Origin of the sequence: Pseudoalteromonas sp. M8 (assembly GCF_018141365.1) — a bacterium.
Lineage (GTDB): Bacteria > Pseudomonadota > Gammaproteobacteria > Enterobacterales > Alteromonadaceae > Pseudoalteromonas.
The window spans coordinates 3,139,602-3,158,353 of sequence record NZ_CP047240.1 but is presented as its reverse complement, the minus strand read 5'-3'; the positions used below and the strand labels follow the sequence as shown (position 1 = coordinate 3,158,353).

General features: G+C 42.3%; 12 protein-coding genes and 1 pseudogene. 8 read left to right on the top strand and 5 right to left on the bottom strand.

Annotated elements, in window-relative coordinates; all coding sequences use genetic code 11:
• Window positions 1-105: 105 nt before the first annotated feature.
• Window positions 106-225, top strand: a pseudogene (locus GSF13_RS18990) (transposase); the annotation flags it as partial.
• Window positions 226-464: 239 nt separating this feature from the next.
• Here GSF13_RS18990 and GSF13_RS18985 read toward each other — a convergent pair.
• Complete coding sequence (locus GSF13_RS18985; protein WP_206473294.1) at window positions 465-878, bottom strand: helix-turn-helix transcriptional regulator; 414 nt, start codon at window positions 876-878, stop codon at window positions 465-467.
• 211 nt (window positions 879-1,089) lie between these two features.
• Between GSF13_RS18985 and GSF13_RS18980 the strand changes: the two genes are divergently transcribed.
• On the top strand, window positions 1,090-2,061 hold the full coding sequence (locus GSF13_RS18980) for a transposase (RefSeq protein ID WP_211866690.1): 972 nt from the start codon (window positions 1,090-1,092) through the stop codon (window positions 2,059-2,061).
• A gap of 289 nt (window positions 2,062-2,350) precedes the next feature.
• Here the strand turns inward: GSF13_RS18980 and GSF13_RS18975 are convergent, their stop codons facing one another.
• Window positions 2,351-3,079: a type II CAAX endopeptidase family protein gene (locus GSF13_RS18975; protein ID WP_211866688.1), complete on the bottom strand. Its 729-nt coding sequence runs from the start codon at window positions 3,077-3,079 to the stop codon at window positions 2,351-2,353.
• A 1,302-nt stretch (window positions 3,080-4,381) separates the two neighbouring features.
• Window positions 4,382-5,209, bottom strand: coding sequence for a hypothetical protein (locus GSF13_RS18970; RefSeq protein ID WP_010606540.1), 828 nt, complete (start codon window positions 5,207-5,209; stop codon window positions 4,382-4,384).
• A gap of 334 nt (window positions 5,210-5,543) precedes the next feature.
• Here GSF13_RS18970 and GSF13_RS18965 point away from each other — a divergent pair, with 334 nt between their 5' ends.
• Both GSF13_RS18965 and GSF13_RS18960 read left to right on the top strand, forming a co-directional pair.
• The gene (locus tag GSF13_RS18965) at window positions 5,544-6,992 is read left to right on the top strand and encodes a RimK family protein (RefSeq protein WP_010606541.1); all 1,449 of its coding nucleotides are present in this window, start codon (window positions 5,544-5,546) and stop codon (window positions 6,990-6,992) included.
• Window positions 6,992-8,101, top strand: a complete 1,110-nt coding sequence (locus GSF13_RS18960; protein ID WP_211866686.1) for a GNAT family N-acetyltransferase/peptidase C39 family protein — start codon at window positions 6,992-6,994, stop codon at window positions 8,099-8,101. Before GSF13_RS18965 ends, GSF13_RS18960 begins: the two co-directional genes overlap by 1 nt.
• 66 nt (window positions 8,102-8,167) lie before the next feature.
• Here the strand turns inward: GSF13_RS18960 and GSF13_RS18955 are convergent, their stop codons facing one another.
• Window positions 8,168-10,006 (bottom strand): di-heme-cytochrome C peroxidase, encoded by a 1,839-nt coding sequence (locus GSF13_RS18955; RefSeq protein WP_211866685.1) that lies wholly within the window; start codon window positions 10,004-10,006, stop codon window positions 8,168-8,170.
• Between the two features lie 184 nt (window positions 10,007-10,190).
• On the opposite strand from GSF13_RS18955, the gene GSF13_RS18950 reads away from it, so the two are divergent.
• From GSF13_RS18950 to GSF13_RS18935, 4 genes are all read left to right on the top strand, one after another.
• Window positions 10,191-11,693: an ethylbenzene dehydrogenase-related protein gene (locus GSF13_RS18950; RefSeq protein WP_227386950.1), complete on the top strand. Its 1,503-nt coding sequence runs from the start codon at window positions 10,191-10,193 to the stop codon at window positions 11,691-11,693.
• Window positions 11,690-12,361: a DUF1566 domain-containing protein gene (locus GSF13_RS18945; protein WP_174169930.1), complete on the top strand. Its 672-nt coding sequence runs from the start codon at window positions 11,690-11,692 to the stop codon at window positions 12,359-12,361. The genes GSF13_RS18950 and GSF13_RS18945 overlap by 4 nt, the downstream gene beginning before the upstream one ends.
• Window positions 12,362-12,372: 11 nt before the next feature.
• On the top strand, window positions 12,373-14,337 hold the full coding sequence (locus GSF13_RS18940) for a pre-peptidase C-terminal domain-containing protein (protein WP_211866683.1): 1,965 nt from the start codon (window positions 12,373-12,375) through the stop codon (window positions 14,335-14,337).
• A 256-nt stretch (window positions 14,338-14,593) separates the two neighbouring features.
• Window positions 14,594-16,324: a hypothetical protein gene (locus GSF13_RS18935; protein ID WP_010606547.1), complete on the top strand. Its 1,731-nt coding sequence runs from the start codon at window positions 14,594-14,596 to the stop codon at window positions 16,322-16,324.
• Between the two features lie 75 nt (window positions 16,325-16,399).
• Here the strand turns inward: GSF13_RS18935 and GSF13_RS18930 are convergent, their stop codons facing one another.
• On the bottom strand, window positions 16,400-18,628 hold the full coding sequence (locus GSF13_RS18930) for a TonB-dependent receptor (RefSeq protein ID WP_211866681.1): 2,229 nt from the start codon (window positions 18,626-18,628) through the stop codon (window positions 16,400-16,402).
• Between the last annotated feature and the right edge of the window lie 124 nt (window positions 18,629-18,752).

Genomic DNA, 18,752 nt, shown 5'->3' with positions numbered 1-18,752 from the left:
CTAGTCGCCCCTGAAATCAATTTAATTTATTGAATTGTAACTCCCCCAAAAAATGAAACAGTTCATAAGTAGAATTTTCCATTAACTAAAATAGGAAAATTTACTATGAGAAAAAGCAAGTTCACCGAAACCCAAATTGTCAGCATGATCAAGGAAGCTGAGTCAGGTATTCCTGTACCAGGAATCTGCCGTAAACATGGCATCGGCCAAAGTACGTTTTATAAATAAGTTTGTGCTTATAAGTTTGTGCTGACACCCACCTAAAGTTTGTGTATTCAAATACAGTTTGTGCTGACACCCACCTACATATTGACGTATTCTAAAAATGCCACTTAAGTTTTAATACTGAAATGTAGTGATAGGTGTCATCTTTTAGCCCTGTTCATAATCAATTCGTTTTATGTCGCAACCGAAAAAGCATAAAATCAGTTATTGAGGCTATAGTCTCGTATTATCTAGCTAATTTACCAATGCTTTTTTCGATCAATATAATACTTCATTGTCGAAAAAACATATGCCATTAAAAAAAATGCAGGTGTGGCAAAGATATCAGGTTTTACAACCCAAGTTAAGAAACCAAGAGATAAGCACAGAAACTCCATACTTAACACCTGCTTTCTTGCTTTTACACCCCAGAAAAACCATCGTATAAAAAGTGATTCTGATTTCCATAACTCTGAATTTTTGTCTATCACTATAATTTCCTCTTTTAATTTAGAAATATCTATTTCAAAAACAGAGGCGAGTGATTTTAGAGATTCAAGACTTGCTCTGTTGCCGCTTTCAATTCGTTGAATTGTTCTGGTACTTAAACCAGACATCATTGCAAGTTGCTCCTGAGACCAATTCCGTTTCTCTCGTAATTTTTTAACTATCATAAAATATCCTCTCCATCTGTGAGGAAAACTTAACTTAAAAACACTATTGGCGGCTACGAAATACACCCGACAGTGGCACGACAGTCTACAATTTAGCTACATGACGCTCAACAGCGTAAAATAAATCGCTGACACCCACTACTAATTTGCACCTTCCTAAGATACCGCCTACGCTTTAACTCTGCACTCAAAGGATTGAGGAAACCAAACTATGGCTACTGCCCGTAAAAAACAAATCAGTTTAACCGACACCAAATACTACCACTGTATCTCCCGCTGTGTAAGGCGCGCCTTTTTATGCGGTGAAGATAGATTTACTGGAAAATCATATGAGCACCGCCGTGATTGGGTTGAAGAAAAGCTCCTGATGCTGGGCTCCGTGTTTTGCATTGATATCTGTGCTTATGCCGTGATGAGTAATCACACCCACATTGTTTTATATGTTGATGATAAAAAGGCTAAGTGTCTGTCGGATAAAGCGATTGTGATACGGTGGCACAAGCTGTTTAAAGGCAATTGGATAACCCATAAGCTCGTTGAGGGAGAACCACTCAATGAATCGGAACAATTGATATTCGATGAGCATGTCGCCAAGTACAGGGAAAGGCTCGCAGATATTAGCTGGTTTATGCGAGTGCTTAACGAAGACATCGCCCGCCGAGCAAATAAAGAAGATAATTGTACAGGCCGTTTTTGGGAAGGACGATTCAAATCCCAAGCATTACTGGACGAGGCAGCACTGGCTGCTTGTTTGGCATATGTAGACCTAAACCCCATTAGAGCCAAAATCGCCGCAACGCCTGAAACCTCAGACTACACCAGCATCAAAAAGCGCATCGACCACGCTAAGCTGGGCAAACAACCAAAAAGCCTACTACGCTTTGCTGGTAGCCCGCGAAAACATATGCCTAAAGGCCTACCTTTTGAACTCAAGTCCTATATTGAATTAGTTGAGCTCACGGGCAAATGCATTCGAGTCGATAAACGCGGGTATATCAATGAAGCACAACCGATTCTTACTCGACTCAATATAGAACCTGAGAACTGGATAAAACTCACTACGCAGTTTTCTCGGGTATTCCACGGTGCTGTTGGTCGAGAACGGACAATAACCGCTTACTGTGAAACACTGCAAAAAAGACGGCGGACAAACCTAACAAACTGCGAGCGTTTGTTGGCTTAGCAAAACTCACATTCTCAACGCTAGAATTTCTTATTTCTGTATTTACAGCGCTTTGTCGTGCACGATAACTCGGTTTTGATGTAGAGATACGCTTGGGCGCTAAAAATTAGCCTATCTATAAACGTTTTTGACCAAAGTGATTGAAGTAATTTTATACCTTTTTACCTAAGTTTATTCAGCGTTGATACAAATAGTAGTGGGTGTCATCGATTCCTGTCATCGATTCCTGTGATCGATTCCTGTGGATGTCATCGATTTCCTAATCGATTTCTCTTGATCATCGATTCCATTAAACGAACCATATTGGTGAAAAAAGAACGTAACTATTCGAAGTCATATGAGCAACAATACTATAATTGATATTTTCGGTTTTAAGTCTAATGAACCCTAAAATAAGGCTATAAATTAAAAGGACTATGAGCGGCAATATCTGTTGGTTTTGGAAATGAAATAGTGTAAATAAAATACTAGGAATCCCTACAGCTCCAACAGAACCGAGCGTCGTACTAATCAACTTTTTAAATAACCACCCTCTAAATATAAACTCTTCCATTATAGGGGCAATAATGCAAATAGCAAATGCAGTTAAAGTAGCCTTCTCATATGAGTCGATGAATTCTCTAACTTCAAGTGAAAAGCCATCAATAGGAATATTATTGAAACTGAAAAAAACATCAAAAGAAAATTCCAAAAGCGCTGTAAAAATTATCACATATAAAATATAAGTTGACTTTACTTTGTTAAATTTTAAATAGGATAATGTTTCGTGAATGCTTTTACAGCCAGCGGCATATATTAGTAATGGAAAAAATAATATTGGAGATAAAATCGATGTCCAAAGCGCTATCATCACCTCTATCTGAGGATCTTTTGTTTCATAAATGTTCAGTCCATTTATAGCTAAGATAACAGATACAATAAAACTAAATAGTACAGAAGGTGCAAAACTTAATGCGATACACCACCCAAATATAGAGAAATCTAAGTTAGATTTCTCATGATACACGCCTTCAACCACAATAGCCCCTCTATTTCAAGCCTGAAATAGTTAAATCAACCAGCATTTTTATATATCTAAAAGTTACAAATTCGATTAAATGGACGAATGAAATTTGAAATTATATAGTATAATAGATGTGTTTTTAACAACTAAATAAGAGGCGGTTGAAACTTTACAGGCACCTATAAACTTATAAGGTGTTAAGGTAATTTATAACATTAAATATTTTTAAAATCGCTCCAGTTAGTTAAGTTTAACTATTCAATTAAGATTGTGGAGCGATCACTGTTATTAAGATTAATTAACTAAAATTAAGGTCTCCACCCTCCGGCACCATACCTATCTCCTCCTGCTCCGCCGTCCGATTCAAGAGCTAACCAACGTAACAGTTTAACAAGCCTACTACCACCATTTATTTGTTTAATTTCATTTGCTTTTAATTCACACATAATGTTATACTCCGTTTATCCGGCCTTGCTTTCTTTTTAGAAAAGAGTGTCGGGTGATTAGTTTGCTCAATATCTCATGATAATGAGCTGTTAATTAGGCTGGCTTTAGCTATCTCGCTAAAGTTGACTAAAGTCAGCCGTTTTATTTTCTAACAAGGCTGTTCGATATTGCCTAAATAGAAAAATCTTTTTATTTCGGTTCTTCTAAGTAAGGTATTAACTCACTCTTCCTTTTAGGCTATAAATGGGTTCTAACAACCACTCAATTAAAGCCCCATGCTCTTACATGGTACCAGCTTAAAATGTCACTTTACTTTTTGTTTATATGCTTGCATTTGCTACTTTGTTAATCTTACTCTTATTTTTTGTGTTATTTCTGCGACTGCAAGCTTTCACATTATATTTTTCTTCCGCGAGTATAGAGCCATTTACATTAATCTAGTCAATTCCAGTCGGGGACTCGCTGTGTACGAGTCCTAAGATGCGACTTGATAAAACTACCATAAAAATTCACAAGAACAAAAATCAATAAAATAAAATTTATCACATTATATCATAGTGTTAGTTGTGTTTGTTATAGAGCAATAACAACTAGATTTGCCAATCATAATAATTATTTTCAGGTATGTAGCCGACAGGGTGGGATTCCACTTCAGTTTTCAGTTTGTGCTAGTTCTAGTTTGTGTTGACACCCACCTAAAGTTTGTGTATTCAAAAGATGACAGCTTCAACTTTGAAGTGCCTTCCCTGTATCGGTGAAAATATGGGATGGGTATTATCTGTTCGCTCTCTTTTTAAACCTAAATTTACCGGCAACGTTATGTTGAAAGTCGAATAGTAGTGATTATTCTTCTTTAATCATGTTAAACCACTAGTCCTTTTTATGCTTTGCTTCTTCAGAGCAATATGATTCTTGATGCGTACTTTCTACGCAATGACAAAACCAGCTTTCAAAACGTTTGAGATAATAAGCTCCTCCGAATCCATCGTTCTTATCATAAACAATGTAATCAGTGCCGCCACCTCTAAGGTACTTCTCTCCGGTGCCAACATATTCCCAATAGGTTAAGGAAGTGAATAAATAATTGTCATTAACCAAAAAACCAAGAAAATTAGGAGTATGTTCATAAAGGTAAGTTTTGATCGTGACGTGTTTCATTCCCTCGGCTTGCAACCTTTGCTTGGTAAATTCTATTTCCTTTAATACTGATTGGACTACAGAATATCTTTCCGTACCACCATCGATTGAGCCGACTTGTTGCGGCGCTAATAAAGCTATCTCTATGACTATTTGCTTTTTACTCAACAGACACATCTCTGAGCTTGGATCTAAAAATCTGGCAATTACAGTACTCCAGCCATGTCTTCCTGCGACACCGATATATTTGATATTTATTTCTCGTTCAGATTCACATAGTCGACCAATGTCTCCTAACAAGTCATTGGATTTAATTATTTTTACTTCTCTACGATTGTGCAAAACAGCATCGTATATTTTGAACAAAAGCTCCAGCAAGATAAATGCAATAGGTAACATCAACCCTGTTTTGATGGTGTTGGCTACTTCAACTCTAAAAAATAATTCAGTTGGCAGCATGTCAACAACGACTGCAAGTAACAACAATAATATTAGTAGTTCTTTTTTAGTCGTTTCATACGCGATACGAAGTCGGGCCAGAAGATTTGCTTTCCTTTGCATGAGGAAGTCCTGTTATTTTATTTTTGATCAATTAAGTATTGTAAACTTTACTGATAATGCAATTTTTCTTCATCGTTAGCATTAATCTTATTTATCGAACCTTTAACTTATTTAACTGATTGAAAATAAAGGTTTTTATTCCAGCCGCCGACAGCAAGAAAGATTTATCTTGAGAATCAAAATTACTCAATTGCTAAGTGCTATATTTAAGATTACAACTACTCCACTTTTATGTGGGCCCTTGAATTTGCCCACTAACCCTATGTTAAATCGTGGGGTGCCTAAACCATCATGTACTGATGTGCTAACGCATCGCCACTTAAGGATTATTTAGATGCTATCTACTCTATTCGTTGTTGATCAAAATGCAGATGTACTGCCTTTGGCAAATAACGTAGTGACGTTTGAAACGTATTTGCAAGAGTACCCAAAGCTCGGTGAATCAAAACTTCGAGTGATTAATTTATGTGACTGTGACCGTTATTTAAGCCAAGGTTATTACTGCTCTTTACTTGCTGAAGCGCGTAATCACCAAGTGCTTCCGAGTCTAAAGGTTATTAATGGTTTACGTGATGGCGATAATGCGTTGTTTTTATCGCAAGCCTGGTTTGATAAGCGTGGGATCGCGATTACCGATGACGCTGAGCTGATCATTTGTATGGGCGAAACCCAACAGCCTGAATTTAGTAAGTTGGCGGCGTATTTATTTCAGCAATTTCCAGCGCCTTTACTAAAAGTGACATTACAGCAGCAAGATAAAGGCGTGCGTGTGCAGGTGCAGCGTCGCGACTTTTCGACTCTACAGGTGGCGCAGCTTGAGTTTTGTACTCAAGTATTAGGTCATGTGCATGCCACTCAGTGGAACAAGCGTAAGAGCCACAAAAAGTATCGCTGGGATATTGCGATGTTGGTGGACCACGATGAAAAATTGCCGCCAAGTAATAAAGGGGCGATCAGCCGCTTTGTTAAAGCGGGTGAAAAGCTTGGCATTAAAGTACATCCATTAGAAGCGGCTGAGTTATACAACTTAGGCCAATACGATGGGCTATTTATTCGTGAAACCACAGCGATTGATCACCATACTTATCGCCTTGCACAAGAAGCAGAGCAAAAAGATTTAGTGGTAATTGATGACCCAAGCTCGATCCTACGCTGTTGTAATAAGGTGTTTTTGCATGATGCCTTTAATTACAAGAAGGTGCCAAGTTTAGAAACGCGATTTGTGAGTCAGTGTAATGAACAAGTAATCGATAAACTCATTGCTGAGTTATCGTTACCTATGGTGCTTAAAATGCCTGAGAGTTCGTTCTCAAAAGGCGTATTTAAAGTAAAAACCAAAGAAGAGCTTGGCGAGCGTTTACAAGAGCTGATGAGCGTCTCTGCGATTGTGTTGGCGCAAGCTTACTTATACACGGACTACGATTGGCGTATTGGGGTATTAAATGGCCGTGCAATTTACGCATGCCGTTACCATATGGCACGTAACCATTGGCAAATCTATAACCACGAGTCAAAACGTAATTTCTCGGGTGGGTTTGACACGCTACCAACGTTTGAAGTGCCAAAAGCGGTGTTACGCGCAGCGTTAAAAGCGGCGGCAGTTGTGGGTAATGGTTTGTATGGTATTGATATTAAAGAGCACAACGGCAAAGCCTACGTGCTTGAAGTAAACGACAACCCGAATATTGACCAAGGGGTTGAAGACAAATATCTCGGTGACGAGCTGTACATGCAAGTGATGTCTGAATTTTCAAGACGCCTTGAAGCGAGAGGTAAAAAGTAATGTTGCAAGCCGCGTTGGTGCTTGAAAAGGCGACACAGCACGATTTGAATTCACTAAATGCGTTGGAGCAAAGCTGCTTTAGTGCGGATAGACTGAGTCGTCGCCAACTCAAGCATTACATCAGTTTTGAACATAGTCTGCTGCTCACTGCAAAGTTAGCAGGGGAACTTGTGGGCTATGGATTGCTTTGGTTGCACCAAGGAACGCGGCTGGCAAGGCTTTATTCATTGGCGGTATCGCCTCATCATCAAGGTAAAGGGATCGCACGCCAACTGATGTCAGAGCTTGAGGCCAGAGCGGGTGAAATGGGCTGGTTATATATGCGTTTAGAGGTGGCTAAACGTAATGACGCGGCCATCGGCTTATATAAACGCATGGGTTATCGGGTATTTGGCGAGTATCAAAACTATTACGCGGATCATGATGACGCGCTAAGAATGCAAAAATGTGTGCGTAAGCTGTCGCAAAAGGCGGTGTTGCATCAGGCACCTTGGTATCAGCAAACGACAGACTTCACTTGCGGACCGGCGTCGCTAATGATGGCAATGGCGAGTATAGATCCAGGCTGTATGGGCGATCAGGCCTTAGAGCTTGAAATATGGCGTGAAGCGACCACCATCTTTATGACCTCAGGTCACGGCGGCTGTCACCCATTTGGTTTGGCATTGGCTGCGGAGCGCCGTGGTTTTGCGGCAGAGGTGATGGTGAATACGGCGGGCCCGCTATTTTTAGATGGCGTGAGAAGCGCGCAGAAAAAGCAGGTGATGACCTTAGTTCATGAGCAATTCCGTCAAGAGTGTGAATATCGTGATATTGCTATTCACCAAGCCGATGTAAAGCTTGAACAGGTTGAACAATGGTTGTTACAGGGCAGTGCGGTATTGGCTTTGATCAGCACTTATCGGCTAAACGGTAAAAAAGCGCCGCATTGGGTGCTTATTACGGGGTTGGATGAGTTGTGCTTATATCTTAATGACCCTGATGTTGAGGACGACCAAAACCCTATCGACTGCCAGCAAGTACCAATCGCAAGGTCGGATTTTGAAAAAATGATGACGTTTGGCGCAAGCAAGTTAAGTGCGCTGGTGGTGTTGCACGAGTCATTTTAAATAACCTTTTCGGTTATAAGTCAAAGGGCCTGTTTTCGGCCCTTTGTTTTTAGCGCTAAACGGCGTTTATAGCGTTTTCAAAAACTCAACGATTTGCCATTTTTCATTGTCACTCAAGGTTGTGCCGTAAACGTGACCGCTATTATCATTGCCCGGCATCACTTCACCGCTGGCTTTGTTCACTTTGAACTCGTTCATGCCTTGATGAGTAATATAACCAACGTTGATAGGATCGAATTCACGACTGCCAACCCAGAAGGTATCTGGGCGCAACTCTGGTGATTGTAGTAGTGACCATAGGTTTGGCACAGAGCCATTATGTAAATAAGGCGCGGTTGCCCAAATTCCATTTAACGGCCTTGCTTTGTAGACACCCGCATCGTAAAAACCATCCACACAGTCTTCGTTAGTATTGGGGGTTAACTGTTGTCTATTTGCCAAATAGACTTTGAGGCGCTCTTCAATGGATTTTTTCACGGTGGTTTTCTTACCATCTGGCCCGGTGCGCTCTGCTATTAAGCCCGCTTCGATTGCTTTGATGGGATCTTTTAGCACTAGACCCACAACCCCGTTTACTGGGATATCGATAGCGCTATCCACCGCTTGGAATTTGTCTCCCGCGATAATGTCGGTTTTTGTGCCTTCCAAGAACAGTGTTTTTGCCATGTGGCAGCTTGCGTTATTAGACATAGTCGGATCGGTACCAATCTCTTTTACCGGTACTTTTACCGCTTCGTAATCTTTAAGTAGATTTTTCTGGTCAATTAATTGATGGCAGCTAGCACAATTTGCTTGGAATAGCATTTTTCCTTGTGCCGCCTTATTGGTGTCAATCCCTGGAAGGTATTGCTCAGGCCAAGCTGGTGGCAGAAGTGTTTTTACCCACGCTTCTAGTTGCCCTAACGCATGTAAGTCTACCGTTGAGCTATATCGAGCATGTTTCCCCCAAACGCGCTGCCAAACCGGTGCTTCTTCAATGGATAACGAACCAAACACACCGACAACTTCACCAATGTTGCGTACTAATGGGCCGACCACAGGAATATTGGGTGCGGAAGCATTCCACTGCACAACATTTGACTGGTGCGTCCCCCATAAAAATGGATAGGAGACGGGCGCGGTGGGCGCATTTTTATTGTTAAGGTCGTCAAGCGCAAATGCCGTACCGGCGTTTTGAATATTGCCAAACGCATCAAGTCGAGCATAGCTGGTAAAATCGTCTGGATAGTCTTCGGGTAAGTCATTAACGGTTTGTCGCTCGGCGGTTGCAAGCGCCACATGCTTGAGATCGTCTCGTAAATCATCAATCAATTCTTGCGATGCCCCTTCTTTTAATACGCGCATCGCGAAACGGCTAAACTTTTGATTATCGTTAAGGGTCGCTTCTAACGCGGCATTTAGGCGGCTAAAGAAGAGTACAAAGTTGGCGAGGGTGGGCGCACCTTCTATCAAGATTTTTGTGCCGTTATAGTCAATTTGGTTAGTGTGACATGCGGCACAGGTCATTCCGACCCAAGCTTGTCCCGTAGTTTGATTGTTATGCACGGCAAAACCGATGGGCAAGCCTGAAGGGTTATTGGCGGCGGTTTTACTGGGCAGGTAGCGCAGCATTTCCATATGTTCGCTATCGCGAAAGAGCTTTTTACTGTTAGGTTGCTCTAACCAAGTAAACCAAGTATAGGGAATGATTTGTGACCCTTGGCCTGTGAACCAAAAGTCTTGCCGAAGTTTATCTGACCATCCTTGATTGAGCCAAACTCGCTCAGGCACTTGACCAGATTCTGCAACTGGGTCGAGCGTTTCTTTTGGCACTGAAGGTTTTTTACTTGGTGAGCTACAACTTGCGAGAAACAATGTGCAAGCCACTGCTGCACTTACATATTTTATTACTAGTCTATTGTTCATGTTGAACTGTCCGTGACGGTGGAAGTACCAACTACCTTAGTACAAACTAATTAACAATCAAGTTACACGGCATTACACTTGCCGCTGATTCACAAGATGAGAAAGTCTCATCTTTCCAAATATGAAATATTTATGTAAATTTATTTGTTTACACTAAATTTACTTTATTTGTTTGGGAGCGGTTGTGCGTCGAAGTAGTTTTGCCATTTTTCATGTTATGGCGGTAATAGTTATCTTGGTTGGGTTACTGACAGGTCCTCGTTTAGGCATTATCAATCATGATTTTCTGGCGTTTCTTTCGCCTTTGCTTCCACAAGGCGCGTTGCTGTCAATGCATGTGTTATTTGGTTGCTTACTCACCTTGATTGCGATTGTTTTTACTTTGGCAACCATTCGCGCACCGTTTCGTGGTGCACCAAGCAAGTTTGATAAAGCTGTTAACTACATTGGGTATCTTGTTATTGTGCTGAGTATAGCCACAGGATGGTTACTTTGGCTCAATCCAGAGAGTCTAAGTTTAGTCATTCATGGGTTATCAGCGACAGGCATTTTTTTGTATTTGGTGTTACATGGCATAAAGCACACGGTGTTTAAGGGCAAGCAAGTACTGAGCGTGTTATTGCCCCGAAATGCGCTTATTTTGCTCAGTTGCAGTATTGCTCTGGTGTATTTTTGCGGCCTTGGCATAAAGCTTATTGTTGCAGATCAGCATTTACGGTTAGAAGTTGCGCCGCTATCAAGGCAAAGTCACCTTGAAATAGACGGTAAAGGAGACGAGCCTGAATGGTTGCGTGCTAAGCCTATTAAGTTAACTACATTTGGTGGTGCAAACTTCTTGGATGGGAGTAGTGAGGTCGAAATAAAAGCGTTGAGCAACCATGATGAAACCTTCTTTCTGATCCGCTGGCAAGATCCGACCGAAAGCCTAGAGCATCTGCCGCTGGAAAAAACCTCGGACGGTTGGCAAGTACAAGAAAATGGCTTTTATCGCTTTGACGAGCGCACTTATTACGAAGATAAGTTTGCCATCATGTTATCGACAACCTGTGAACTAGGAGGTGATGGCACCGTTCAATACGGCGATGCGCCGCTTACAGACAAGCCCCGTAACTGGCATGGCAAGGGCTATCACGCAAGTACGGACGGCCGCACGCGAGACTTATGGCACTGGAAAGCGCTGAGAACCAATGACATGTACTTGGCCGATGATAATTTTTTTGGGCCGCCTCAAAGCGTTGCTCTTGGGCAAAGACGCTACACCGCAGGGTATCAACCTGATGGCAAAGAAAGCGGTGCTTATGTGATGAACTGGCGCTGGTATTCACCAACTGAGGTTACGCCAAAGCGAATGCCAATTCCATCGCCGGATACCACTGAGCGCAAAGTCCTTGACTGGTTTGCCAGCGAAACCTACAACCCACAACGAGACATGGCGAAAATTGGCGAACAGCTCCCGTCCGTGTTGTACCGTTCAAATCGTTTTGAGGGAGATAGAGCCGATGTTAGAGCTAGGGGAGAGTGGCACGATGGCTATTGGACGCTAGAGCTGGTACGTAAACACCAAACGCATTCTCCCCTTGATGTTGAACTGCGCTCTGGTGTTTGCATGTGGGTTTCGGCATTTGATCACGCACAAATCGCGCATACTCGTCACCACAGAGCGATTCAATTGAGGTATATGCTATGACCGTAGCCTCACGTTTAATACTTAGTTTAGCGATTGCCGCTGTGGCGATTAGCTACTTGTTATTCAGCCCCTCTGAGCGAGAAATTCCAACTCATGCACGCTTTATTAAAGTCACTAATGACATGCAGTTTTTGTCTGTCTGGCAGGGTCCTTGGCATTGTGTCTATGACAAAAAGCTTAATCTGCTCTGGGAAGTAAAACGAGATGATGAGTCTATCCACGATGGCTATTGGAGTTACTCTTGGTATGACGGTCAATTTGGTCATGCTGATCAAGGTGATTGTTATTTCGAAGCATCCCACTGCGATAGCCAAGATCTGATCCGTAAAACCAACCAAGCTTCTTTATGTGGTAGTGCCGAATGGCGCTTACCTACACCTGATGAGCTACGCTCTTTAATTCAAACGCCAAATAGTCCCGGACAACCCCATATCGCAAGTGATTTTTTCCCACACATTAAAAATGGTGACTATTGGAGTGGTGAGGCTGGCGTGCCATTACCCAAGTCATTTAAGCGTGAAAAGTTAGGAGCAACGGCTGTGAATTTTCAATCTGCAGAGGCGCTTTCGCTCCCATACGCAAACGCCGCATTTGTCATGTTGGTGGCTACGCCATCAACACCACTCTCATTGGCTCAAAGTCGTGCTGAGCCTGTTACTCTAAACTAGGAACCAAGGAAATGAAATATACTCAAATGGCAACTTGTGTGGTTGCAGCAGGTCTATCTTGCAGCAGTTTTGCTGCGAGTGACTACCACCGTCTTGTGTGGGACACCAGTCCAAGCACTTCAGCAACAATAGGGTTTACACCTACATCAGGCACTAATCATATTGTTAAATATGGCAGCACAACGGATGAGCAGAGTTGGCAAAGTGCTGCGGTCAGCGCTACGCATACCTTTGACGGTGGCCTCTCAAGTTCATTTGTGAAATTAACCGGCTTAACCTCTGATAGTGCGGTTTATTATCGTGTTTGTGATTCACAAGGTTGCGGTCAGCGTTTGTGGTTCAGAACTGCGCCGCAAACGGCATCAGGGATCACTGCTGTAGCTGGTGGTGATACGCGCACGGGTTGGACAACACGCCGTAAAGGCAATGAGTTGATCGCTAAAATTCGACCGCTATTTATTATGCATGGTGGCGATTACACCAATGCAAACTCCGTTTCTGAAATGCGTGAATACTTAAAAGATTGGCAATTAACCTTTTCGGATGATTTGATTGATGGCCTTGCATACAAGCGAATTTATCCATTTGTAGCAACACATGGCAATCACGAAGACGATAACTACAAAACGCTATGCGAAGTATTTGGCGTAGATTATGACCAAGATGGTGCGTGTACAGCAAAAGATACCTATGGTGCTTTTAACGTGGCGGGGCTTTTAAGGGTTTATACCTTAAACAGCCAATTTAAAAATAGTGGCTGGTCGAGCTATGCCACAGCGATGAACAATTGGCTGAAAAGCGACTTACAGTCTCAGGGCAACAGCGCAACGTGGCGTATCGCTCAGTATCATAAGCCGATGTATCCTCACTATTCAGGTAAGTCAGACAACACCATATTACACACTTGGTGGGCACAAGACTTCTATAATAATGCGATGAACTTAGTGGTAGAGTCCGATACTCATATCAATAAACTGACTTACGCACTAACGCCTACCAGCAATGGCTTTACTGCAACGACCCAAGGCGGCACCGTTTATGTGGGTGAGGGAAGCTGGGGTGCACCAGCGAGAAGCGCCAATGATCCAAAAAGCTGGACTATCGACCTTGCGAGTATTCAACAGTTTAAAGTGTTGAGTGTGACAAATGATAAGCTTACTGTTCGAACTGCTGAGTTTTCAAGCAATGCAACTGCCTTATCTAAGGCGCAGCGAGATGCCGATCCGCTTGCGTTACCTATGAATATGACATGGTGGTATGCCGCCGAAATTGGTGATGAACTGAATCTGATCAAAGCAAGCAATAATCTATCTGTGATAGAAACTCCCATTATTGAGCCGCCAGCTGCAATTGAACTTATCAGTGGTCAAACACAAGCGAATGTCACTGGTGCTAAGTCTTCTCAGGTACTTTATTACATTGATGTGCCAGCAGGAGCAACGCAGCTAAGAGTTGAAACGGCGGGCGGCAGTGGGGATGTAGATATGTATGTGCGCTTTAATGCGGAACCAACGACACAAAACTACGATTGTCGACCCTATAAATCAGGTAATAATGAAGTCTGTACAATTACTCCAGTACAAACAGGTCGTTACTATGTCATGCTTGATGGCTATGAGCGTTATTCGGGCGTTGCGTTAACAGCTACGGTTTATACTGACACTCCTCCAGATCAAGGTAATAGCCAGCAATGGTTGGATCAATCCGCCAGTAAAGGTCAGTGGCAGTATTATACTTTTGACGTGGCACAGGGAACACAGAGCCTGCAAGTAAAGGCATCGGGTGGTACTGGAGATGCTGATTTATATCTGCGTTTTGGTCAACAACCAAATAGTAATACCTACGAATGTCGGCCTTATGAAAATGGCAATAATGAAACGTGCACAATCACCAATCCAAATGCGGGAACTTGGCATATTGGGCTCTATGGTTACGCCGCTTTTTCAGGGTTGACTCTACAAGCAGAAAGTCAATAACCCTGTAAATGAGAGCTTGGTGGTTATTGGTGTAACGATCAAGCTCATTTTAAAACTGACCGAATATTGAGAGTAGCTTGATCATTCACAATTAATGGAATTGAGACAATAATCGAGGTACAATAGCGCTGCATTTTTGGACATGCAATTGTCTTTATGCAACGACCTCTGACGCGCGCAATCGTTGCGGTTCGTAGGGAAGAATAAATTTACCACGTGTTTGGCTATGTTCCGTGGTGATAACAAGGATCACATTATGAATACAAAACTTCTCGTTGGCTTAGGTGCTGTGGCTATTGCCGTTGGTGCTTATGTAACCACTCAATCATCATCTTCTTCAAGCATCGCGATGGAACAACTGGAATATGTTCCGGCTGATACCGCGGTATTTTGGGGGCAATTAACGCCTTTTGAGCAACAAAAATATTTGTCTTTCATGCCTGAAGAGCTTCGACAGGTTCAAAATATCGAAGAGATAACTGGGTTGCTTAGAAAAGAAAATGATAAGCACTTGGACTTTGTAGCAACGCTACTAGAGCAATACAATCTAGCGATGACATCCCCTGAACAAATGAAAGCTATCTTAGGCATGGGTGATACGGTCAGAAGTGTATTCTACACAGTTGGTTTGCTGCCAACATTGCGCTATGAACTGGCGGATCCTGAGGCTTTTCAACGTACGATAAAAATGGCTGCAAAAGATGCCGAAATCACATACCAAGAAGATACGCTTGATGGTGTCGCATTAACGCGTTATCAGCTTGAGTTCGCGCCAGAAGCTAAAATTGAGCTTATCACATCCGTGCAAGGTCAATGGGTAACAACAACATTTAACACGCCAATTAACACCGAAGCGGATTTAAAAGTTGCTTTGGGTATTGCCAAACCAGCCCAGTCACTGGCGCAATCTGGCAAACTTGAGCAATACAATACGCAGTTTGGTTTTGATGGTTCGTCAATTGCGTTTCTGAACCATGTGGCTATCGTCGATGGTATTACTGCAAACAAGCAGTCTGATTTGACTCGTATGTTAAATAATCTATTGCAGCTAGGTGGTGGTACTGAGAAATTAGCAGCGGTACGTGCTCCAGAGTGTCAGGCGGACTACAGCGAAATCGCCAATCTGTGGCCTGCGACGGTATTGGGTACCAAGAATATCAAATTTACAAATTCCGCAATCGACTTTGAAGTTGATACTGTGGTGGTGGGTAAAGATGCTGAACTGATGAAAGCGCTTGGGTCTATCCGTGGTTTTATTCCTGCGCACGTCACCAACGGCGAAGAGAAAGTGCTAGGGTTTGGCTATGGTGTTGATGTTGCAAAAGTTGCACCGCTTGTAAACACCCTTTGGGGCCGCTTTACTAAAGCTGAATTCAAGTGTTCTGAACTCGTTGCACTACAGCAGCAAGCGAAACAAAACAGTCCAATGGCTATTGCGATGATGACAGGCATGGCGAACTCGGTTAAAGGCGTGAGTGCATCCGTTTTTGATCTTGTTATGGAGCCAAACGACCAAGGCATGCCAGAACCTAAAACGTTTGATGCGCTAGTCACATTATCTGCTGAAGATCCTTTAGTACTTGTTAATACGGTGAAAGGGCTTGCACCTATGCTGGGTCAAATTCAAATCCCAGAAGATGGTACTCCGGTTTCAATTAACCAGTACATTCCATCTCCGCAGCCATTGGGTATGGATATCAAGTTGGCGGTTAAAGGCGATCACTTAGTGCTGTTTACGGGTGAAAAGGCGACAATTATTGCTGAGAAAATGGCAAGCCAAGCACTAGAAACTAATGGCATGACGCATTTCAGTATGGATATGCAAGCGTTTTTAGCACCAATGTTAGAGGCGGCAAAAGCGACTGGTCAACCAATGCCCGAAGGTATTGATGCACTTTTACAGCAAAATATGGTGTTTGAGTTTAGTATGGATGTTGCAGATCATGGCCTTGTATTTGGCACTGATATGAAGCTGAAAAAACTATAACGAGCAAAAACCCAAATGATGTTAAAAATGCCGACTTTAAGTCGGCATTTTTGTTCTAAAATCACATTTACTTTATCAAAATTGGTAGCTTACTGTCGCTTTAATGTTTCTGCCAAGCTCTGCGGGGTCGTTCGCTTCACTTGCTGGCGCTCGCAAATAACGCTTATCCGTTAGGTTGTCTACACCCAGTCGGGCAGAAAAGCCTGATAATACTCCCTCACCTTGGTATTTTACGTTGAGGTTGTAGATAGTATAGGTCCCAGTACCGTATCCGCGTGTGATGAGATCTTCGCTAAGGCGCTGTTGAGCTCTGTAGTGTAACAATTGAAAACCCAGATTTAAATTACTGTTCAATTGATAATTGGTATTCCAAGTAAGCTTATCTGCTGGTGCTTCAGAATATGGCTGGCGTGTATGGTCAATAGTGCCTAAAAAGAAATTAGGTACACCGACGACATCCATATTCATAGAGGCGTATCCTAGGTAGATGTCTAATTTTTTAAATGAATACTGTGTTTCAATTTCAATACCGTGACTGAATAACTTGCCGATGTTTTTCGCACTATAATCACGGTGTGTGGCGACAGGGACCCCATTGCTGGGATTGGGACCGGGTGAGCCGAGCTGTTTATTGCCATTCTCATCGATGTAGTACATAAAAGGTACATTGTCGATGTAATTATCTACCTCACTATCAAAGTACATGACTTTTACACTGAAGTTATCAGCGAAGGATAAGTCTTGCCAACTCAAACCAAAACCAACTTCGTAGCTTTGAGAGTCTTCGGCTTTTAAATCTGGTTGCGGTTCGCTAAAGCAAATTTTTCCACCAATATGACATCTCCACTCATCTTTTTTATACAACTCTTGAAGCGAAGGTGCTCGAAATGCCTCCGCGGCTTTAGCGTAAAAATTAAGATAATCCGCGATTTTAAAAGTTACTCCTAGCTCGCTAGAGAGTTCAGAATCATCATTATCGGAATAGGCGACAAAATGGTTACTTGAGCGGGTGTATTTATCGAATCTCACTCCTCCTGTAAGGAGTAATCTCTCATTTAAAAACTGACTTTGATCGATAACAGAAATTGACCAATTGGAGGCATCGCTATCGCCATAGTAGGTTGACTTATCAGCAGGATTTTCGTCCCATTGCTGTTGGTCGAAGCTTTCGGATTCGTACTGCGCTTCAATGGCTAGCTTGTGCTTTATTTTCCCAGTGAATGTAGCCAAGTTAGCGACTCTCAAGCCTTTGCGCGTACTTTCTCCATTTTTCTCTCCATCATAGTTAATTTTGTTGCTGCCGCGTTCAATATAACCTTTGGTGATTTCATCATAGGTTTTTTGTGCAAAGAATGCTTGTATATCTAAGTCAAGCAACTTGCTAACACCTTGATACGTGTAGTTGAGCATTCCTTCCAGATAGTCATTTTTGTAATCTTCTGCAAGTGTCGGATAGGCCAACGCTAAGTCTATGCGCTGGGCATATGGCTGATCGATTGACTCGGTTTTACTGTAATCAATTTTACTGCTCAAAGTATGGTGTTCGTTGATGTACCAAGTATTTTTAAGCGCGAGGTTTTGACGTTTTGACTGATTCTTTATTTTACTTATCTGCTGGATACTTTCGTCTTCTGCGGCTTTGGTGTCTGCCACGACATCAATATCGTTAAATTCCACTTGGCCAAGAGACAAGACCGTATCACTGTGATCATTCAGGTGAAATAGACTGACGCTAATATCATTGGCATCCGATACAGATAAATGTGTGACCGAAGCTTTGACGCCAAATCCATGCTGGTCATTTAGGTAATCTGCAGCGTTTTTGGTTACGAGTCGTATACTCCCTCCGATGGCCCCTGAACCGACGGTTAAAGAATCGGCACCTCGTAATACTTGCACTTGCTTTAATTGATCTGGGTTTATTCCCAAGGAATTAATTTGCGCGATATTTTGGCTGCCATCCGAATCAATCTTACGTTTCACATTGTCTACAGAGATGTGTATTCGTTCACCGTACAACCCTCGAATGGCGGGTTGTCCAGAGAGCGGCGTCACGCTACCAAATAGTTCAACATTGGGGAGAGTCTTGAGTAATTGGTTTAAATCGGATGCTTGTTGCCGCGCTATTTGCTCTTCCGTTAGCGCTGAAACTGAAGCCGCTACATCATGGTTTAAGGTCGATAATTTGTGTCCCAACACCTCTATTTTTTCAATTTCGGAATTGGTTGGGGAAGACGGCTCAGCATATGCATTCCAGCCGCTGAAGGTTGCAAGAATGGATAAAGAGAGAGTAGAGAGTTTCATATTATTAATCCTTAATAAAAATAATTACCATTTGCAATTGCGGCGAAGATGTTAGTTGTTATAAGATCTAATTGCAATAAATAATGACTTATAGTTATATAGATAAAGGCGTTACTATTCTGAC

Bases quoted from the DNA above. Each gene is read 5' to 3' on its own strand.
- GSF13_RS18955 (WP_211866685.1), bottom strand. From the start codon at position 10,006: ATGAACAATAGACTAGTAATAAAATATGTAAGTGCAGCAGTGGCTTGC.
- GSF13_RS18970 (WP_010606540.1), bottom strand. From the start codon at position 5,209: ATGCAAAGGAAAGCAAATCTTCTGGCCCGACTTCGTATCGCGTATGAA.
- GSF13_RS18965 (WP_010606541.1), top strand. From the start codon at position 5,544: ATGCTATCTACTCTATTCGTTGTTGATCAAAATGCAGATGTACTGCCT.
- GSF13_RS18945 (WP_174169930.1), top strand. From the start codon at position 11,690: ATGACCGTAGCCTCACGTTTAATACTTAGTTTAGCGATTGCCGCTGTG.
- GSF13_RS18985 (WP_206473294.1), bottom strand. From the start codon at position 878: ATGATAGTTAAAAAATTACGAGAGAAACGGAATTGGTCTCAGGAGCAA.
- GSF13_RS18980 (WP_211866690.1), top strand. From the start codon at position 1,090: ATGGCTACTGCCCGTAAAAAACAAATCAGTTTAACCGACACCAAATAC.
- GSF13_RS18930 (WP_211866681.1), bottom strand. From the start codon at position 18,628: ATGAAACTCTCTACTCTCTCTTTATCCATTCTTGCAACCTTCAGCGGC.
- GSF13_RS18935 (WP_010606547.1), top strand. From the start codon at position 14,594: ATGAATACAAAACTTCTCGTTGGCTTAGGTGCTGTGGCTATTGCCGTT.
- GSF13_RS18940 (WP_211866683.1), top strand. From the start codon at position 12,373: ATGAAATATACTCAAATGGCAACTTGTGTGGTTGCAGCAGGTCTATCT.
- GSF13_RS18960 (WP_211866686.1), top strand. From the start codon at position 6,992: ATGTTGCAAGCCGCGTTGGTGCTTGAAAAGGCGACACAGCACGATTTG.